The 16,884-nt window shown below is 65.2% G+C and carries 12 protein-coding genes, 2 pseudogenes and 1 riboswitch; of the genes and pseudogenes, 7 read left to right on the plus strand and 7 right to left on the minus strand.

What is annotated here, in order from left to right:
- Positions 1-168 (plus strand): annotated as a pseudogene (locus EUU22_RS22395) (IS110 family RNA-guided transposase); the annotation flags it as partial.
- Positions 169-176: 8 nt separating this feature from the next.
- On the opposite strand, the gene EUU22_RS22400 reads toward EUU22_RS22395, so the two are convergent.
- Positions 177-1,625 carry a sugar ABC transporter ATP-binding protein gene (locus EUU22_RS22400; protein WP_129334185.1) on the minus strand — a complete coding sequence of 483 codons (1,449 nt, stop codon included), beginning with the start codon at positions 1,623-1,625 and terminating at the stop codon, positions 177-179.
- Positions 1,626-1,729: 104 nt separating this feature from the next.
- Positions 1,730-2,746 (minus strand): ABC transporter substrate-binding protein, encoded by a 1,017-nt coding sequence (locus EUU22_RS22405; RefSeq protein ID WP_129334186.1) that lies wholly within the window; start codon positions 2,744-2,746, stop codon positions 1,730-1,732.
- A gap of 270 nt (positions 2,747-3,016) precedes the next feature.
- On the opposite strand from EUU22_RS22405, the gene EUU22_RS22410 reads away from it, so the two are divergent.
- The 5 genes and pseudogenes from EUU22_RS22410 to EUU22_RS22430 form a co-directional block, all read left to right on the plus strand.
- Positions 3,017-4,240: a GAF domain-containing sensor histidine kinase gene (locus EUU22_RS22410; RefSeq protein ID WP_129334187.1), complete on the plus strand. Its 1,224-nt coding sequence runs from the start codon at positions 3,017-3,019 to the stop codon at positions 4,238-4,240.
- A complete protein-coding gene (locus EUU22_RS22415; RefSeq protein WP_129334188.1) occupies positions 4,237-4,980 on the plus strand; it encodes a response regulator transcription factor in 744 nt (247 codons plus the stop codon). The genes EUU22_RS22410 and EUU22_RS22415 overlap by 4 nt, the downstream gene beginning before the upstream one ends.
- 178 nt (positions 4,981-5,158) lie before the next feature.
- On the plus strand, positions 5,159-7,693 hold the full coding sequence (locus tag EUU22_RS22420) for a methyl-accepting chemotaxis protein (protein ID WP_129334189.1): 2,535 nt from the start codon (positions 5,159-5,161) through the stop codon (positions 7,691-7,693).
- Positions 7,694-7,843: 150 nt separating this feature from the next.
- Positions 7,844-8,140 carry a DUF3175 domain-containing protein gene (locus EUU22_RS22425; protein ID WP_129334190.1) on the plus strand — a complete coding sequence of 99 codons (297 nt, stop codon included), beginning with the start codon at positions 7,844-7,846 and terminating at the stop codon, positions 8,138-8,140.
- An 85-nt stretch (positions 8,141-8,225) separates the two neighbouring features.
- Positions 8,226-9,527 (plus strand): annotated as a pseudogene (locus EUU22_RS22430) (erythromycin esterase family protein); the annotation flags it as partial.
- Positions 9,528-9,540: 13 nt separating this feature from the next.
- On the opposite strand, the gene EUU22_RS22435 reads toward EUU22_RS22430, so the two are convergent.
- Genes EUU22_RS22435 through thiC form a run of 5 tightly spaced genes read right to left on the minus strand, consistent with a single transcriptional unit; the run spans position 9,541 to position 13,950 of the window.
- The gene (locus EUU22_RS22435) at positions 9,541-10,155 is read right to left on the minus strand and encodes a thiamine phosphate synthase (protein ID WP_129334192.1); all 615 of its coding nucleotides are present in this window, start codon (positions 10,153-10,155) and stop codon (positions 9,541-9,543) included.
- A complete protein-coding gene (locus EUU22_RS22440; protein ID WP_129334193.1) occupies positions 10,152-10,925 on the minus strand; it encodes a thiazole synthase in 774 nt (257 codons plus the stop codon). The genes EUU22_RS22435 and EUU22_RS22440 overlap by 4 nt, the downstream gene beginning before the upstream one ends.
- A gap of 1 nt (position 10,926) precedes the next feature.
- Positions 10,927-11,124: a sulfur carrier protein ThiS gene (thiS, locus tag EUU22_RS22445; RefSeq protein WP_129334194.1), complete on the minus strand. Its 198-nt coding sequence runs from the start codon at positions 11,122-11,124 to the stop codon at positions 10,927-10,929.
- Positions 11,121-12,116: a glycine oxidase ThiO gene (thiO, locus tag EUU22_RS22450; RefSeq protein ID WP_129334195.1), complete on the minus strand. Its 996-nt coding sequence runs from the start codon at positions 12,114-12,116 to the stop codon at positions 11,121-11,123. The genes thiS and thiO overlap by 4 nt, the downstream gene beginning before the upstream one ends.
- A gap of 1 nt (position 12,117) precedes the next feature.
- Positions 12,118-13,950 (minus strand): phosphomethylpyrimidine synthase ThiC, encoded by a 1,833-nt coding sequence (thiC, locus tag EUU22_RS22455; protein WP_129334196.1) that lies wholly within the window; start codon positions 13,948-13,950, stop codon positions 12,118-12,120.
- A 95-nt stretch (positions 13,951-14,045) separates the two neighbouring features.
- Positions 14,046-14,177, minus strand: a riboswitch (TPP riboswitch).
- A gap of 189 nt (positions 14,178-14,366) precedes the next feature.
- On the opposite strand from thiC, the gene glgP reads away from it, so the two are divergent.
- A complete protein-coding gene (gene glgP / locus EUU22_RS22460; protein WP_205687960.1) occupies positions 14,367-16,880 on the plus strand; it encodes an alpha-glucan family phosphorylase in 2,514 nt (837 codons plus the stop codon).
- Positions 16,881-16,884: the final 4 nt, after the last annotated feature.

The raw sequence follows: 16,884 nt of genomic DNA on the forward strand, positions 1-16,884 counted from the left end.
TGTTCGCTCGCCCAGCCAGACAGCCGCGCCTTCTACGCCCGTAAACGCCGCGAGGGCAAACGCCATCATCAGGCCGTCATCGCTCTGGCCAGACGTCGCATCAACGTTCTGTGGGCCATGCTGCAAACTCGCTCCACCTTCCAGGCCAGCTTCAAAGTTGCCGCTTGACGAACGCATTAGGCTGCCTCTCCCGAGAAGGAGGCGGCCAGCACGTGGTCCTCGGTTATTGCGTCGCCTAGGAGTTCGGCGACGATCGCGCCATCGCGGAAGACGTAGACGCGGTCGCAAAGGCAGATTTCGTCCATCTCGGTGGAATACCAAATGAAGGTCCGGCCAGCGGCGGCTTCGCTGCGGAGGATACTGTAGACTTCCTGTTTCGTGCCGATGTCGACGCCGCGCATCGGATCGTCCATGAGAACGGTTTCGGCGTCGCCGGACAGCGCACGGGCGAAGAGCACCTTCTGCTGGTTGCCGCCGGAGAGTGACAGGATCGGGTTGGCGAGATCCGGGGTCTTGATGGCGATGCGTTCCTTCCAGTCGGCCCCGACGGCGTCTTCGCGCCCGGTGTCGACCGTCCCGAGCCGCGCCAGCGCCCTCAGGTGGCCGATGGTGAGATTGCGAAGGATGCTCCAGAGCGGGAACGTGCCGTTCAACGAACGGTCGCCGGCGACGAAGGCGACGGGTGCCTTTCGCGTCGGAAGCCAGTTGCTGCAATTGCGGGCGAAGAGTTCGAGCAGTGTTTCCGTCTGGCCGTGGCCGGCCAGACCGGCGAGCCCTATGATCTCGCCTCTGCGCGCGCGAAAATCGATGGTGCTGACGCCGCGCGCCGGCAGTTCGAGAACGACCGGTGCGGTGCTCGCGGCGCGGCCTTCGGTCTTGTTGCGCTCCTTGACGACGCTGCCCATGGTCTCGACGAGGCTGCGCACCGAAAAGCCGTCGGCGGGACGCGACGCCACCACCTTCCCGTCCTTCATCACGACGATGCGGTCGGCGGTCGAGAGGATTTCACCGAGAATGTGGGAAATGAAGAGGACCGAACCACCCTCGGAGACGAAGCGGCGGACATAGGCAAGCAATTGCTCCGCCAGCCCGGCGTCGAGCGAGGAGGTCGGTTCGTCGAGGATCACCAGCTTCGGCTTTTCGGTGACCGTCAGGAAATTGATGGCGATCTCCACCATCTGGCGTTCGGCGATCGAGAGATCCCCCACCTGCGCGGAGGCGTCGATGCGGTTGCCGGGGAAGATCTCGTCGAGCTTCTTGCGGACCAGCCCGCCGGCCTTCGTGCGCCAGCCGAAGCCCTGGAGGCCGGCATGCATAAGGCGGGTGTTTTCCGCTACCGTCAGGTTCGGGCAGAGCGACAGCTCCTGGAAGACGCAGCGCACACCGGCGGCGCGTGCCGCGGAAATCCCGCTCGCAGCCTCTCCGGCGTAGGAGATCGTGCCCTGGTGTGGCGTCAGCACACCGTTGATGACGTGGACGATGGTCGACTTGCCGGCACCGTTATGGCCGACCAGGCCGATCGCTTCTCCGGCTCCGACCTCGAGATCGACACCGTTCAGCGCCTTCACGGCACCGAATTCGACCCTGACGCCTTGAACTGAAACAACCGTATTGGTTCCGGGCATGTGTGCGCGCACCGTCCTTGAAACAGAGAGAAGAAGGCCCGGCGCTCCGTCGACGTCGAGGGGCAGACGTCGGGAGCGCACGGGCTCAGGTCGTGAGGCCGGCCTTACTTGGCGGCCGCGATCACGGCCTGTGCATCCTCCAGCGAGTACTCGACGTTGGCAACGCCGCCCTTCTGGGTCGTCTCGAGGTTCTTTTCAAGCGTGTCCTGGTCGATGCGCAGGAACGGAACGACGAGGTCCTTCTTCACTTCCTTGCCGTCGAGGATCTGCTGTGCGACCCAGAAGGCGAGCGTCGAAACGCCGGGAGCGATGGAGACGGACATTGTCTCGTAGCCGCTCGCATCCTTCTGCTTTTTCCACCACTGCAGCTCGTCCTCGCGGTTGCCCATCACGATGATCGGCGTCGGGCGCTTGGCGGCTTCGAAGGCCTGGGCGGCACCGTAGCCGTCACCGCCCTGGGTCACGACGGCGGCGATTTCCGGCAGGCTCGGCAGGACGCCGGCGACGGCGCGCTGTGCGACGTCCTGGGCCCAGTCGCCGTGGACGGAGCCGACGATCTTGAACTGCGGATACTGTTCGACGCCTGCATGGATGCCCGCGGAGATCTCGTCGTCGACGAAGACGCCGGCGAGGCCGCGGATTTCGAGCAGATTACCGCCATCGGGGAGCTTCTTCGACAGGTATTCGACCTGGCTGCGGCCCATTTCCTTGAAGTCGACGGCGATGCGCCATGCGCATGGCTCAGTGACGATGCCGTCGAAGGAAACGACCGTGATGCCGGCATCGCAGGCTTCCTTGACGGCGCCGTTGAGAGCAGTCGGGGACGCGGCATTGAGAACGATCGCGTCGTAGCCCTGCAGGATCATGTTCTGGATCTGAGCGGCCTGTTCGGTCGCCTGGTTTTCGGCCGTCGTGAACGGATCGGCAGCGGCTACGACGCCGGCCTTCACCGCTTCCTTGGTGACCTTGTCCCAGCTCGTCAGCATCGCCTGGCGCCAGGAGTTGCCCGCATAGTTGTTCGACAAGGCGATCTTCTTCGACGACGTGTCCGCCTGCGCAGTCATCGGCACCGCAGCACAAAGGACGGCGACAGACGCCATCAGCATCGACCTGAAATTCATCTTTCTTTCTCCCTAAACGCCCTTCGGCGGCTATTCCCGAGACCGCTCCTCTACGGCTATCTCCCGGGCTTATCTGACGCCGAGGAACGGCCTCGGCAAAAAGGAGGATGCGGGAAATGCCAAAAACTGTATAGACGATTACAAGCAACGCCGTTGCGGGAACCCGCAGATCGTTTGCGGGAAACCGCAAGACATCGCGGCCGGCGATTGCGCTATGCTAAATGCCCTGGCGCAGGCCGGCGTCGGAAGAGATGCCGGCGGGAGGAAACGATGCCGGACGAGCTATCGGCGGAACTTTTCGCGCAGTACATGCGCATTGCCCGGCTTCTGGCCGGTCAGCTCGACTTCCAGTCGGCGATAGATGCAGTCGCCAAGGAAATCAAGTCGATTGTTCCGCACGACCACATGGACGTCTGTATCATCACTCCGGGCAGCACGTTCCACACGGCGTATGAAAGCGGGCTCGCGACCGACTGGAGCAAACGGCCTCCGGCCAGCATCCAGCAGAGCCCGCTCAGAAGCCTGCTCGTCGGCGAAGTTGACCGGCTCATCACTGCGGACGCCAGCACCGATCCCATCTTTCATTTCGAGGGAGCATTCTCGACGCCGATTCTCGAAAACAACCTGCGGAGCCGGCTCCACGCAGCGCTGAAGGTGCACGGCGAGACCATCGGGGCGCTCTCGTTCTCGAGCCTCACGCCGGATTTTTATACGGCTCGCCACCTCGACCGGGCCTGTTCCATCGCCGACCTCATCGCTCCTTATTTTTACGCCTTGCGGGCGGTCGAGGAGGCGAAGCGCTCGGCGATCGTGGAGGCGGAAACGCGGGTCCGCGAGGAGGCGCTGCGGCAGGGGGCGCGCCGCCTGACGGAGGCGCTCGACGCCGAGCGGCAGCGCATCGGCATGGAACTGCACGACCAGACGCTCGCCGACATGACGCGGCTGTCGCGCCGCCTCGAACGGCTGAGCCTGATGTCGAGCCTGCCCGGAGAGATGCTGGAGCCGCTGGCACGCAGCCTGCAGGAATCCATGCACGACCTGCGCCAGATCATCGAACAGGCGCGCCCCTCGGTGCTGCAGCTCTTCGGGCTGGTCGAGGCGATCGAGACCCAGATCGAGCGGTCGGTCCGCGACAGCGGCATGACATTCGACTGGCATCTGGTCGACGACACCGACGGCGCCTGCAACCGGCTGCCCCAGACGGTTTCGCTGGCGATCTTCCGCATCGCGCAGGAGGCGATCAACAACGCAATCCGACACTCCGACGGCGACCGGCTGGACGTGCATCTCACCCGGGACGCGCACCATCTCATCCTCGAAATCCGCGACAACGGCGTCGGCATGAAACAGAAATCGGGCGCCCGTGGCAGCGGCATCGAGAATATGCGCACGCGGGCGCGCCTGATCGCCGCGCAGTTTTCCTGCGGCAGCGACGCCAACGGCTCCTATGTGCGGGTGAGGCTCGCCGCGCCCGGGGAAGGGGAGAGGACATGAAGGTACTGATCGTCGAGGATGATCCTCTGCACCGCAGCTACTTGAACGAGGCGGTTCGCGCCGCCCTGCCCGAATGCGACCTCATCATGGAGGCCGAGGACGGCGTCGCGGCCGAGAAGCTCGCACGCGAACACCGGTTCGACCGGATCGTCATGGACCTGCAGATGAGTCCGAAAAACGGCATCGAGGCGGCGCGGACGATCTGGCACGAGCGGCCGGACACCAGCATCCTCTTCTGGTCGAACTATGCCGACGAGGCGAATGTGCGGGGGATCGCCCGCATCGTGCCCGACGGGGCGGCCTACGGCTATATCCTGAAATCGGCCTCCGACGAGCGGCTGCGTCTCGCGCTGCGGGCGATCTTCGTCGAGAGTCAGTGCATGATCGACCGCGAAATCCGCGGCTTGCAGCAGCGCAGCCTCGGCGCTGCCCGCGGCTTCACCGACTCCGAATACGAAATCCTCGTCGACATCGCGCTCGGGCTCACCGACAGGGCGATCGCCTCACGGCGCCATCTGTCACTCAGGAGCGTGCAGAACCGCCTCCAGAGCCTTTACGAGAAGCTCGGCGTCTACCAGCCATCCGTCGAATCGCATGGCGAGGCCTGGTTCAACCTCCGCGCCCGGGCGGTGACGGTCGCCTTCCTGCGCAAGCTCCTCAACCACGCCGCGCTCGAAAGGGCGGAAGCTGAACTATCGGGCTGGCTGAAGCGGGCCGGCAAGGCGCATCCCGAGCACTAAAGGTTATTCCCGCCGTTGCGGTGGTCGCAAATGCGATGTGCTGAAGCGGCAAGAACTCCGTCCCTCTTAAGCGGCTGTTAGTGAACTTTCGCCTAGTCTCCACCAGTTATCCGTGCAGCATTGCCGGTGCAGCATGTGACGATATTTGCCGGACGGGGACTCCGGAGGAGGATTGCAAGTGTTCATTGATCGAGTTCTGTCACGTTTCAATATCCAGACGAAGGTGCTGATCTTCATCCTGCCTTTCGTCATCAGCATATCCGCCGTCGGGTTCACGGGGCTGTGGGCTTCTGGTCTGTTGCAGGGCCGGATCGAGATATCGAACAGCGTGCTGCAGTCCTTGAGCGGTTTCCGCGACGTATCGGCGGCGATGAATGAATTCCTCGCGCACACGACCGAGCAGGGCCGTGACGACGTCAAGGGCCGGCTGAAGGAACAGCAGGATGTGCTCCAGACGACGCTCGCCCAGCTCGGCGGGGATGCCGACGGGCGCGCAGAACTCGAAAGCGCCTCCGGCCTGGTCGACAAGGTGGTGACCCGCATCGATGACCTCTGGTCGCTGCACGAGACGGAAGCCGGTCTCGTCAAGACGATCCAGAAGGGCGTCAGCACCGTCGTCAATTCGCAGGTCGATATCACCGAGTCCCTGAAGAAGGTCCAGCGCGCGGTTCAGGACGACGACACCGCCGCCAAGAACATGCTGCGCGAGGCCGAACACATCCGCGGCATGGGAAGCTTCCTCGTCGATACCGGCCGCGCCTTCGGCAAGGCGGCGACCCCGGACGAAAAGTTTACGGTGATCGCCGGCGCCCTGCCGGACATGAAGAAGCGGTTGCGTGTCCTCGCCATGTCGCTGCCGGATGCCAACAAGTCCGCCGCAAAGACCATCGAGAAGCTCATCGGCGATCTCGAAGCGGCGGTGGCAGCAAACGACAAGTCGGAAGCTGCGGTGACTGACATGGCGGGCAAGGTCCGCAATTTCACCCAGCTCAACGCCTATCTCGGACTTGCCGCGCAGCAGAAGATGAAGGACGCGACCATCAAGTTCGGTGAACTCGACGCGCCGCTCGAAAAGGCGACGGCCGAGCTCAACGACGGGCGCCAGCTGATGACCTCCGGCTACTCGATCCAGATCATGATGGCGCGTTTCCTGCTCGCGCCGACGGAGGAGAACCGCAAGCGCCTGGAGCAGGAATTCGCCTCCATGCGCAAGGACATGGGCAAGCTCAAGGAGACCGCGTCGGATCTGCCCTTCTATGCCGCGCTCGAGAAGGATCTCGTGCCGGCGGTGGACACGATGGAGAAGGCGAGTGCCGATCTCGTGAAGGTCAGCCAGGAGCGCAAGGCACGCTTCGATGAAGCCGCCGGGGACCTCGGTGTCATCTGGGGACAGTTGACCTCCTTCGCCGAGGTGCAGAAGCAGAGCGCGGGCAACGACCGCCGCGAAGCCAATTCTATCTCGATCAGTGCGACCGCGCTCGGCATCGCCATCTCGGTCTTCGCCGGCATCGGCCTCGTCCTCACCTTCAAGGGCCCGATCGGCCAGATCACCGCGGCGATGCGCCGGCTCGCCGACGGCGTGCTCGACACCAAGATCACCGGCGAAAGCCGCGTCGACGAGATCGGCGAGATGGCGCGCGCTCTCGGCGTCTTCAAGCAGAACGCGCTCTCGAAGATGGAGATCGAACACCGCAGCGAGGCCGAACGGGCCGAGGCGGAAGAAGAGCGCCGTCGCAACGACCTCGAAAAGCAGCAGATCGACCGGCAGATCGAGTTTGCCGTTACGGCACTCGCCGCGGGTCTCGGCCGCCTTGCACAAGGCGATATCTCCGAGACCATCGACACGCCGTTCCATGGCCGCCTGGAGCAGCTTCGCAACGACTTCAACCAGTCGTTGCAGCGCCTGCAGGAAACGATGACGCAGGTGCGCTCGAACACCTATATGATCCAGCGCAACGCCGCGGAGATGAGCTCTGCTGCCGACAACCTCGCCAAGCGCACGGAACAGCAGGCGGCTTCGCTCGAGGAAACCGCTGCCGCCGTCGAGGAGATCACCGTCACGGTCAAGTCTTCGGCCGAGCAGGCCGAGGAAGCCAACGTGATCGTCGCCGACACCAAGAGCCGTGCCGACACCTCCTCCGTCGTCGTCGGCAACGCGATCGCCGCGATGGGCCGGATCGAGGACGCGTCGGGCCAGATCGTGCAGATCATCGACGTCATCGACGAGATCGCTTTCCAGACCAACCTGCTTGCGCTCAATGCCGGCATCGAGGCGGCGAGGGCCGGGGAGGCAGGCAAGGGCTTCGCGGTGGTCGCGCAGGAAGTGCGTGAGCTCGCCCAGCGCTCGGCGGGTGCGGCCCAGCAGATCAAGGACCTCATCCACAAGTCGAGCACCGAGGTCTCCTCCGGCGCCAAGCTGGTCCAGCAGACGGGTGCGGTGCTCGCCGAAATCTCGGCGAACATCATCACCGTGTCCGAGCGCGTCGCCATGATCGCCATGGCAAGCCGCGACCAGTCGAACGCGCTGGCAGAGGTCAATTCTTCCGTCAACGCCATGGACCAGATGACCCAGCGCAATGCCGCCATGGTCGAGGAGACCAATGCCGCGACCCGCCAGCTCGCCGACGAGGCGGACGTGCTCATGCATCTCGTCAGCCAGTTCCGGCTGCCGGAAGCAAACGCCCGCTCCGAACGGAGTGCCTACGCGGCGTAACCGGTTGCGACCACCGCCTTTCGACCTTCGAGCCGCCGGCATCCCCGGCGGCTCGTCGCGTTTTGCGAACAGGCCTGACGGGCGGACTGTCCGCGCGATCCGTGGTAGACTTCGAGCGGAGTCGAGGCGACGAGTCGCGGAGGGCAGGCGATGGCCGGCGACGAGCGGAGGCGCAAGCGGTGGTCCCAGGAGGTCACCGAGTACAGCAATGCGCTCGATCTGGAAGAGGACGTGTTCCTGAAGGACGATCCGAAGGCGGTGGCGAAATCGTTGAAGGCCTCCGCCGAGGCGTCCTCGCGACGCAAGAGCAGCCCCTTCCGGTCGGCGATGTCGATGCTGACGTTCTATCTGAACCGGGCGGGCAGCAACCTGCCCGAGGAGCGGAAAGCGGTGCTGGAGGCGGCCAAGAACGAACTGCGGGAGCTTTACGGCCGTCCGCGTCGTTAGGTTCGTATCGTTCACCGAGAGAACGGAGGTCGCCTGAATGTCTGATCAACATGGGACGGGATACCGGTCGTCCGGTGCAGACCCTCGCCGGCAGTCGCTTGCAATGGCGATCCGCGCGGCGGCCGACCGGCTGCCGGAGCCCGGCGAGCCGGGGTTTGCGAAAGCCTTCGATCGCTTCGCCGACAAGCGGGTGGTGCTGCTCGGCGAGGCGACGCACGGCACCTCCGAGTTCTACCGCGCGCGAGGCTCGATCACCCGCCATCTGGTGGAGCGGCACGGCTTTACCATCGTCGCGGTGGAGGCCGACTGGCCGGATGCAGCCGTGGTCGACCGGCAGGCGCGTGGCCTTCCGCCGCGTCCGGACCAGCCGCCACCCTTCGAGCGTTTTCCGGTCTGGATGTGGCGCAATGCCGAGATGTCGGAATTCTTCGCCTGGATGCGACGGCACAACAGCGGGCGTCCGCGCGCGGAATGCTGCCGCTTCTACGGTCTCGACATGTATAACCTCACCGCCTCGATCGCTTCGGTGCTCACCTATCTGGAAAGCATCGACCCGACAGCGGCGGCGACGGCGCGAGAGCATTACGGCTGCCTCACGCCGTGGCAGCACGACCCTTCGACCTATGGCCGTGCGGTGCTCACCGACGCCTATCGCAAATGTGAGGAAAAGGTGGTTGAGCAGTGCCGCAGCCTGCTCGAAAAGCAGCTCGAATACGAACCGCATGACCGGGAAGGCTTTCTCGATGCCGCCCAGAACGCCCGCCTCGTCGCGGCGGCCGAACGCTATTACCGGGTCATGTTCTATGGCGGCGCGGAAGCCTGGAACCTCCGCGACACCCAGATGTTCGACACGCTCGAACGGGTGCTCGACGCCCATGGTCCGAATGCCAGGGCGGTGGTGTGGGCGCACAATTCCCATATCGGCGACGCGCGGCACACCGAACTCGGCAGCGCCCATGGCGAGCTCAGCCTCGGCGAACTTTGCCGGCGGCGGTTCGGCGAGGCGGCGGCGTTGATCGGCTTCGGCACGCATTCGGGCACGGTCGCAGCCGCGAGCGACTGGGACGGCGACATGGAGGTGAAGACCGTGCGGCCGGCGCTGGAGGAGAGTTACGAGCGGCTCTTCCATGATGCCGGCCTCTCGCCCGCCCTCGTCGATTTCGGCGAGCGCCGGGAGCTGCGGAATCTGCTCGGGACGCAGATGCTCGAAAGGCTGATCGGCGTGATATACCGGCCGGAGACGGAGCGCCGCAGCCACTATGTCGAGGCGTCGCTGCCGAGCCAGTTCGACGCCTATGTCTGGTTCGACGAGACGCGGGCCGTGCATCCGCTGACGGTTCATTCCGAACACGAAGGTGTGCCGGAGACCTATCCGTTCGGGCTGTAGTTCCGCCCTGGCGTCAGTCTCTCCCGCGCCAGTGTTCGGTCGCGGAAATCCACGCCCGCGTCCGGGCCTCGGGGTCCGGGTTGCGGGTGATGTCCGTGACGACGGCGGCGCTGTCGGCCCCGTGGGAAAAAACGCCTTCGAGCCGTTCGACGGTGAGGCCTCCGATTGCCACCAGCGGCAGCGCGCCGATCCGTTGCCGCCAGGCCGAAAGACGGTCGAGGCCTTGCGGCGCCCATTTCATCTGCTTCAGGACCGTCGGGTAAACAGGGCCGAGCGCCACATAGTCCGGCTGCGCCGCAAGGGCCGTTTCGAGCTCAGCCTCGTCATGGGTGCTGATGCCGAGCTTCATGCCGGCGGCGCGGATTGCCGCCACGTCGGCGTCGGCGAGGTCTTCCTGTCCGAGGTGCACGAAATCGCATCCCTCGTCGATGGCGATCTGCCAGTAGTCGTTGACGATCAGCTGGCAACCTGCCCCCGCGCAGAGGGTGCGGGCACGACGGATCTCTTCGCGGAGCGCTGCCTCCGGCATGTCCTTGATGCGCAGTTGAACGAGCTTGACCCCGAGCGGCACGAGGCGCTCGACCCACGCGGCGCTGTCGACGATCAGGTAGAACGGATCGAGCCTCATGCGAAAACTCCCTTGCCGATGACCGGCGTCGAAGGAACGGCCATGTCGCGCGGTGGAAGAAGCCCGGCGCGATGGGCCTTGCGACCGGCGATGATGGCTTCCGCGAAGGCTTCGGCCATCGCCGGGGGATCACCGGCGCCGGCAACGGCGGTGTTGAGGAGGACGGCGTCGAAGCCGAGCTCCATCACAGCGGTGGCATGGGACGGGCGGCCGATCCCGGCATCGACGATCAGCGGAATGTCCGGGAATTCCGCCCGCATCGCACGAAGGCCCGAGACGTTCTGTGGCCCGGCGGCGGTGCCGATCGGTGCGCACCAGGGCATTAGGACCTTGCAGCCGGCGGCAAGCAGCCGCTCGCCTGCCACCAGGTCGTCGGTCGTGTAGGGGAAGACCTCGAAACCGTCGGCGGAGAGGATACGGGCCGCCTCGACCAGCTGGAAGAGGTCCGGCTGCAAGGTGTCGTGGTGGCCGATCAGTTCGAGCTTGATCCAGCTGGTGCCGAAGAGATCGCGCGCCATCTTCGCGGTCAGCACGGCTTCCGAGACGCTGTGGCAGCCGGCGGTGTTGGGCAGCACCCGGACGCCGAGGCCGCGAATGAGCTCGAAGAAGGCACCGCCCGTCCTGCCGCCGGCCGTCTCCCGCCTAAGCGAAACCGTGACGATTTCCGTGCCGGACCGGCGTGCGGCTTCGGCGAGGATCGCGGGAGAGGGGTAGCGCGCCGTGCCGAGGAGGAGGCGGGAGGAGACCTGTGTTCCGTAGAGTTCCAGCATCTCAGCCTCCCTGCATCGGCGATAGGATTTCGATCCGGTCACCCTCGGAGAGCCGGCAGGCGGTACGGTCCTCGCGGTGCACGAGTTCGCCGTTGATGGCGGTCGCCAGCCATTCGCCCTCGTATTCAAGGGCGGTGAGGAGGTCGGCGAGCGTTGCGGCACCGCTTTCGACGGTTTCGCCGTTCACGATATAGGTCATTGTAGCGCTCCCTCTGCGTAGACCGGATCATGCCGTCCGGCGCAGATGCTGTCGGCCAGTTGCCGCGCCATCGCGGGGGCGAGCAGGAAGCCGTGGCGGTGCATGCCGGCGATCGAGAAGCCGTCCTCCTGCTCGAGAACGCGCGGCAGGTTGTCGGCGAAGGCTGGACGGACGCCGACACCGGTCTCCACGAGCCGGGCCTCGCCGAAGGCCGGGTGCACGGCATAGGCGGCGTTCAGGAACTCCATCACCGAGCGTGCCGTGATCGGGCCGTCGTCGTCGGTCTCGATCATCGTCGCCCCGACCATGAAGCGATGATCCTCGCGCGGCACGATATAGAGCGGGTGGCGGGGATGGAGCAGGCGAACCGGACGTGAAAGGGTGATCTCCGTGGTTTCGAGGAAGAGCATCTCACCACGCACCCCGCGCAATCCCGGCGTCGAGCCGATCGCCGCCGCGCCGGTGCATTCGACGACCGCCGAGTAGGCCGTTTCCGTCGGTGTTTCGGTGCTGCCGAGATGAAAGCGGACGCCTCTTTCGACCAGCGCCTCGTAAAGCCCAGTCATCACCTTGCGCGGGTCGAGATGGGCTTCCTCGGGGAAGAACAGCGCGCGGTCGAAGCGGCCGGCGAGATCCGGTTCGAGCTCGCCGATCGTGTTCCCGCCGACCCACTCGTAGCCCCGCGTGCGGGAGGCGAAGCGGTCGAGTTCCACGCTGTCGCGGCCGGCGGCGATGACCAGCGTCCCCTTGCGGGAGACCTCGCCGGGGACAGCCTCCGCCCACCAGTCGGCGGAGGAAAGCCCGAGGGTGAGCACGGCTTCCTCGGCCGCCTCGCGTTCGCAGTAGGGCGCGAGCATGCCGCCGGCATAGGTGGAGGCACCCGTGCCGACCGTCTCGGCGGCATCCATCACCTCGACGGCGATGCCGCGGCGGGAGAGCTCGAAGGCGGCGGTGAGACCGGCGACGCCGGCCCCCTTGATTAGAACCGTCATCTCACTCTCCCGGCTGCGCTTCGGTTGTGTCCGAGACCGGCATGTAGAGATCGCCGCCTTGACGATATTTCGCGGCCATGGCTTCCAGTCCCTCCTTCTGCGCCTCGGCCCTCAGATCGTGGGAGATGCGCATGGAGCAGAACTTCGGACCACACATCGAACAGAAATGGGCGACCTTGTGCGCCTCCTTCGGCAGGGTTTCGTCGTGCATCGAGCGCGCGGTATCGGGATCGAGGGAGAGGTTGAACTGGTCCTCCCAGCGGAACTCGAAGCGGGCGCGCGACAGCGCGTCATCACGCACCTGCGCGGCGGGGTGGCCCTTGGCGAGGTCGGCGGCGTGGGCGGCGATCTTGTAGGTGATGACGCCCACCTTCACGTCGTTGCGGTCGGGGAGCCCCAGATGCTCCTTCGGCGTCACGTAGCAGAGCATGGCGGTGCCGAACCAACCGATCATCGCCGCACCGATGCCGGAGGTGATGTGGTCGTAGCCCGGCGCGATGTCGGTGGTCAGCGGTCCGAGCGTGTAGAACGGCGCTTCGCCGCAGGTTTTCAACTGCTTGTCCATGTTCTCCTTGATCTTGTGCATGGGAACATGGCCGGGGCCTTCGATCATCACCTGGCAATCTCTCGCCCAGGCGATTTGCGTGAGCTCGCCCAGCGTCGCCAGTTCGGCGAACTGCGCGGCGTCGTTGGCGTCGGCGATCGAGCCGGGACGCAAGCCGTCGCCGAGCGAGAAGGAGACGTCATAGGCGCGGCAGATGTCGCAGATCTCCTCGAAATGCTCGTAGAGGAAGCTCTCCCTGTGGTGATGCAGGCACCACTTCGCCATGATCGAGCCGCCGCGCGAGACGATGCCGGTGACGCGGTTGACGGTGAGCGGGATGTAGTGGAGCCGGACACCGGCATGGATGGTGAAGTAGTCGACGCCCTGTTCCGCCTGCTCGATCAGCGTGTCGCGGTAGAGCTCCCAGGTCAGGTCCTCGGCAATGCCGCCGACCTTTTCGAGCGCCTGGTAGAGCGGCACGGTTCCGATCGGAACCGGCGAATTGCGGACGATCCATTCGCGGATATTGTGGATGTTGCGGCCGGTCGAGAGGTCCATCACGGTGTCGGCGCCCCAGCGGATTGCCCAGACCATCTTCTCGACCTCTTCCTCCATCGAGGAGGTGACGGCAGAGTTGCCGATGTTGGCGTTGATCTTCACGAGGAAGTTACGGCCGATGATCATCGGCTCGCTTTCCGGGTGGTTGATGTTGGCGGGGATGATCGCCCGGCCGGCGGCGATTTCCTGACGGACAAATTCCGGCGTCACATGATCGGGGATCGCCGCGCCGAAGCTCTCGCCGTCGCGGATGAGCGCCTCCTTCGCCGCCTTGCGGCCGAGGTTTTCGCGGATGGCGACGAATTCCATCTCCGGCGTGATGATACCGGCGCGCGCATAGGCGAGCTGCGTCACCGCCTTACCGTTGCTCGCACGCCAGGGCGTGTTGCGGACCGGAAATTCCGGCACCAGCCGCTCGCCGGAGGCAAAGCCGTTGTCTGCCGGCAGCACATGCCGGCCGGCATAGGTTTCGACATCGCCGCGGACGGCGATCCAGCGTTCGCGCAGCCGCGGCAAGCCGGCCTTGATGTCGATCGTCGCGGAGGGGTCGGTGTATGGACCAGAGGCATCATAGAGGACGACCGGCGGCTCACCCGAGGTTGGATGCAGGGCGACTTCCCGCATCGGCACGCGGATGTCGCCGTGTTGCTCTCCTTCAATGTGGATCTTGCGCGAGGCGGGCAGGGGACCGGTCGTCACCTGTGGCATCGGTCTGGTTGCGGCAATATTCATGGTTGAGGCTCCAAGGTTTGACGTTTGGAGACCCAGTTCCAGTGTTGGAATGATGGAAAAACGCTTGACACAGATCCCAGACCGGGATTCCCGCAACGCCAGCGCTCGCACCGTCCCTACGCCAGTATGAACTGGATCAGGTTCAACGGGTCACTGCGCTGCTTGCCCTTGTCCGGGATCGCCCAGCAGTATCTCAGCCCCTTGGCGGGACCCCCCTGGTGAATGGCCGAATGCTAAGGCTGCTTGCCGGGCATTGTCAATCGGCAAGCGCGGACGAACGTCGAGCAGCCTGCTGAGAACCTTAAATTTCAAGGGGATAGCCGAAATCTCGAATGCTGCTACAATCCCGCCGGCGATCGACCGTCGCCGACGGGTCGATCGAGATGTTGCCTTCACGGGGGGAAGTGGAGGGAAGGGTGCAGAACCAAACGGACTTCAAGGAAGCATTCGACGCCCTGCGCGAGCTCGCCCTCGATGTCAGGTGGTCGTGGAGCCACGCGACCGACACGATCTGGCAAGCGCTCGACGCCGAGATGTGGGCGCTCACCCGCAATCCCTGGGCGATCATGCGCAGTGTCGCGCGCGATCGCATCCGTACACTTCTCTCCGATCCCGAATTCTCCACCAACCTCAACGCACAACTTGCGGAATCACGCCGGCTGCGGTTGGCGCCGGGGTGGTTCCAGGAGACTCATCCGAACAGCGGCCTGCGCACCGTCGCCTATTTCAGCGCCGAGTTCATGCTCGACGAGGCGCTGCCGCTCTATTCCGGCGGGCTCGGAAACGTGGCGGGCGACCAGCTGAAGGCGGCGAGCGATCTCGGCGTGCCGGTGGTCGGGGTGGGGCTCCTCTACGCCCGAGGATATTTCCGCCAGTCGATCACGCCGGACGGCCGACAGGAGGCGCTCTATCCCGTCAACGAGCCGGACCAGTTGCCGCTGCGGCCGCTGCGCGAGCCGAGCGGCGAATGGCTGCGACTGGAGCTGGAACTGCCGGGCTACAGGCTCTGGGTCCGAACCTGGGAGGTGCAGGTCGGGCGAACCAAACTCTTCCTGCTGGACCTCAACGATCCTGCGAACCCGCCGGCCTATCGCTGCATTACCAGCGAGCTTTATGGCGACGGACCCGAAACGCGCCTGAAGCAGGAAATGGTCCTCGGCATCGGCGGGTGGCGGCTCCTGAGGGCCATCGGTCTCAATCCCGAGATCTGCCATCTCAACGAGGGGCACGTCGCCTTCGCCACCCTGGAAAGGGCCCGCTTCTTCATGCAGGACCATGGCGTGCCCTTCGCCGAGGCGCTGCTTGCCACGCGCGCCGGCAACCTCTTCACCACCCATACGGCGGTCACCGAAGGTGTCGACCGGTTTCCTCCCGACATGATGGCCCGCTTCTTCCGCCGCTATGCCGAAAAGGAGCTCGGAATCTCGGTGGAGGAGTTCCTGGCGCTTGGCCGAAGCGATCCCCGAAATGCCTCCGAGCCGTTCAACATGGCCTATCTTGCCGTCCGTGCGAGCGGTGCCGTGACCGGGGTCAGCGCCCCTCACGAGCGGGTGAGCAAGTTGGTCTTCCGGCCCCTGTTTCCCCGCTGGCCGCTGGCCGAGGTCCCGATCGGTCATGTGACAAACGGCGTCCATGTCCCGACCTGGGACTCCGCGGCCGCCGACACGTTCTGGACCGAAGTTGCCGGCAAGGACCGTTGGCGGGGCGATCTCGCCGGGCACGAGGCGGCCATACGGGATGCTCCGCCTGCGCGAATCTGGCAGATGAGGACCGAAGGCCGCAGACAGCTCGTCGAAGAGGTGAGGGGCCGCTGCGCCCGGCAGCTTGCCGAGGACGGTGCGCCGGAGGCCGAGATCGACGCGGTGCACGCGATCTTCGATTCGGATGCGCTCACCCTCGGCTTCGCGCGGCGGTTCGCGACCTACAAGCGCCCCGACCTGCTGCTCTTCGATCCCGAACGCCTTGTCCACCTTCTCACCGACAGGCAGCGCCCCGTCCAGCTCATCGTCGCCGGCAAGGCGCATCCGCGGGACATCGCCAGCCAGGCACTGATCAAGCTGTGGACCGATTTCACCAAACGGGAGGATGTCCGTTCCAGGGTCGTCTTCCTGCGTGACTACAACATGCAGCTCGCCCAGCAACTGGTCCAGGGGGTGGATGTCTGGATCAACACGCCCCGCCGTCCCTGGGAAGCGAGCGGCACGAGCGGGATGAAGGTTCTCGTCAACGGCGGCCTCAATCTTTCGGAGATCGACGGCTGGTGGGCCGAGGCGTTCGCCCCCGATGTCGGCTGGGCGATCGGCGACGGTGGAGAACACGACGACATCATCGATCTCGACCGGCGGGAGGCGGTGGAACTATACGCTCACCTCGAGCGCGACGTCGTTCCGGAATTCTACGAGCGCGATGCCTCCGGCGTTCCGCTGCGCTGGGTCGACCGTATCCGCGAAAGCATGGCGCGGCTCACACCACGCTTTTCGGCCAACCGGGCCGTACGGGAATATACCGAGGACTTCTACCTGCCCGGTGTGCGGGCCCATGCTGCACGGACGGCGAAAGGCGGCGAGGCCGCGCATGCGCTCTGCCAATGGAAGGCGCAGGTCAGCCGGTGCTGGCCGCACGTTCATTTCGGCGAGATCCGGACGACGACAGCCGACGGCGAGCATGTCTTCTCCGTCGAGGTCTATCTCGGCGACGTTCCGGTCGAGTCCGTCCGGGTCGAACTCTATGCCGACGCTGTCGGGAGGTGGCCCGTCTTCAAGGGCGGAATGGAGCGTCTCCTCCCCGCTATCCCCTCCGATGGCTGGAACCTCTATTCGGCGCATGTCCCGGCCGAGCGACCGGTGTCGGACTTCACGGCGCGGATCGTCCCCTTCCATCCCGACCTCTCCGTGCCTCTCGAGGCCGGCGAGATCCTCTGGCAGCGCTGAGGCG

Source organism: Ciceribacter ferrooxidans (assembly GCF_004137355.1).
Lineage (GTDB): Bacteria > Pseudomonadota > Alphaproteobacteria > Rhizobiales > Rhizobiaceae > Allorhizobium > Allorhizobium ferrooxidans.

Bases quoted from the DNA above. Each gene is read 5' to 3' on its own strand.
- thiS (WP_129334194.1), bottom strand. From the start codon at position 11,124: ATGACCTATATCGTGAACGGCGAAACCGTCGAAAGCGGTGCCGCAACG.
- thiO (WP_129334195.1), bottom strand. From the start codon at position 12,116: ATGACGGTTCTAATCAAGGGGGCCGGCGTCGCCGGTCTCACCGCCGCC.
- EUU22_RS22435 (WP_129334192.1), bottom strand. From the start codon at position 10,155: ATGAGGCTCGATCCGTTCTACCTGATCGTCGACAGCGCCGCGTGGGTC.
- EUU22_RS22425 (WP_129334190.1), top strand. From the start codon at position 7,844: ATGGCCGGCGACGAGCGGAGGCGCAAGCGGTGGTCCCAGGAGGTCACC.
- EUU22_RS22410 (WP_129334187.1), top strand. From the start codon at position 3,017: ATGCCGGACGAGCTATCGGCGGAACTTTTCGCGCAGTACATGCGCATT.
- thiC (WP_129334196.1), bottom strand. From the start codon at position 13,950: ATGAATATTGCCGCAACCAGACCGATGCCACAGGTGACGACCGGTCCC.
- EUU22_RS22440 (WP_129334193.1), bottom strand. From the start codon at position 10,925: ATGCTGGAACTCTACGGAACACAGGTCTCCTCCCGCCTCCTCCTCGGC.
- EUU22_RS22415 (WP_129334188.1), top strand. From the start codon at position 4,237: ATGAAGGTACTGATCGTCGAGGATGATCCTCTGCACCGCAGCTACTTG.
- EUU22_RS22400 (WP_129334185.1), bottom strand. From the start codon at position 1,625: ATGCCCGGAACCAATACGGTTGTTTCAGTTCAAGGCGTCAGGGTCGAA.
- EUU22_RS22405 (WP_129334186.1), bottom strand. From the start codon at position 2,746: ATGAATTTCAGGTCGATGCTGATGGCGTCTGTCGCCGTCCTTTGTGCT.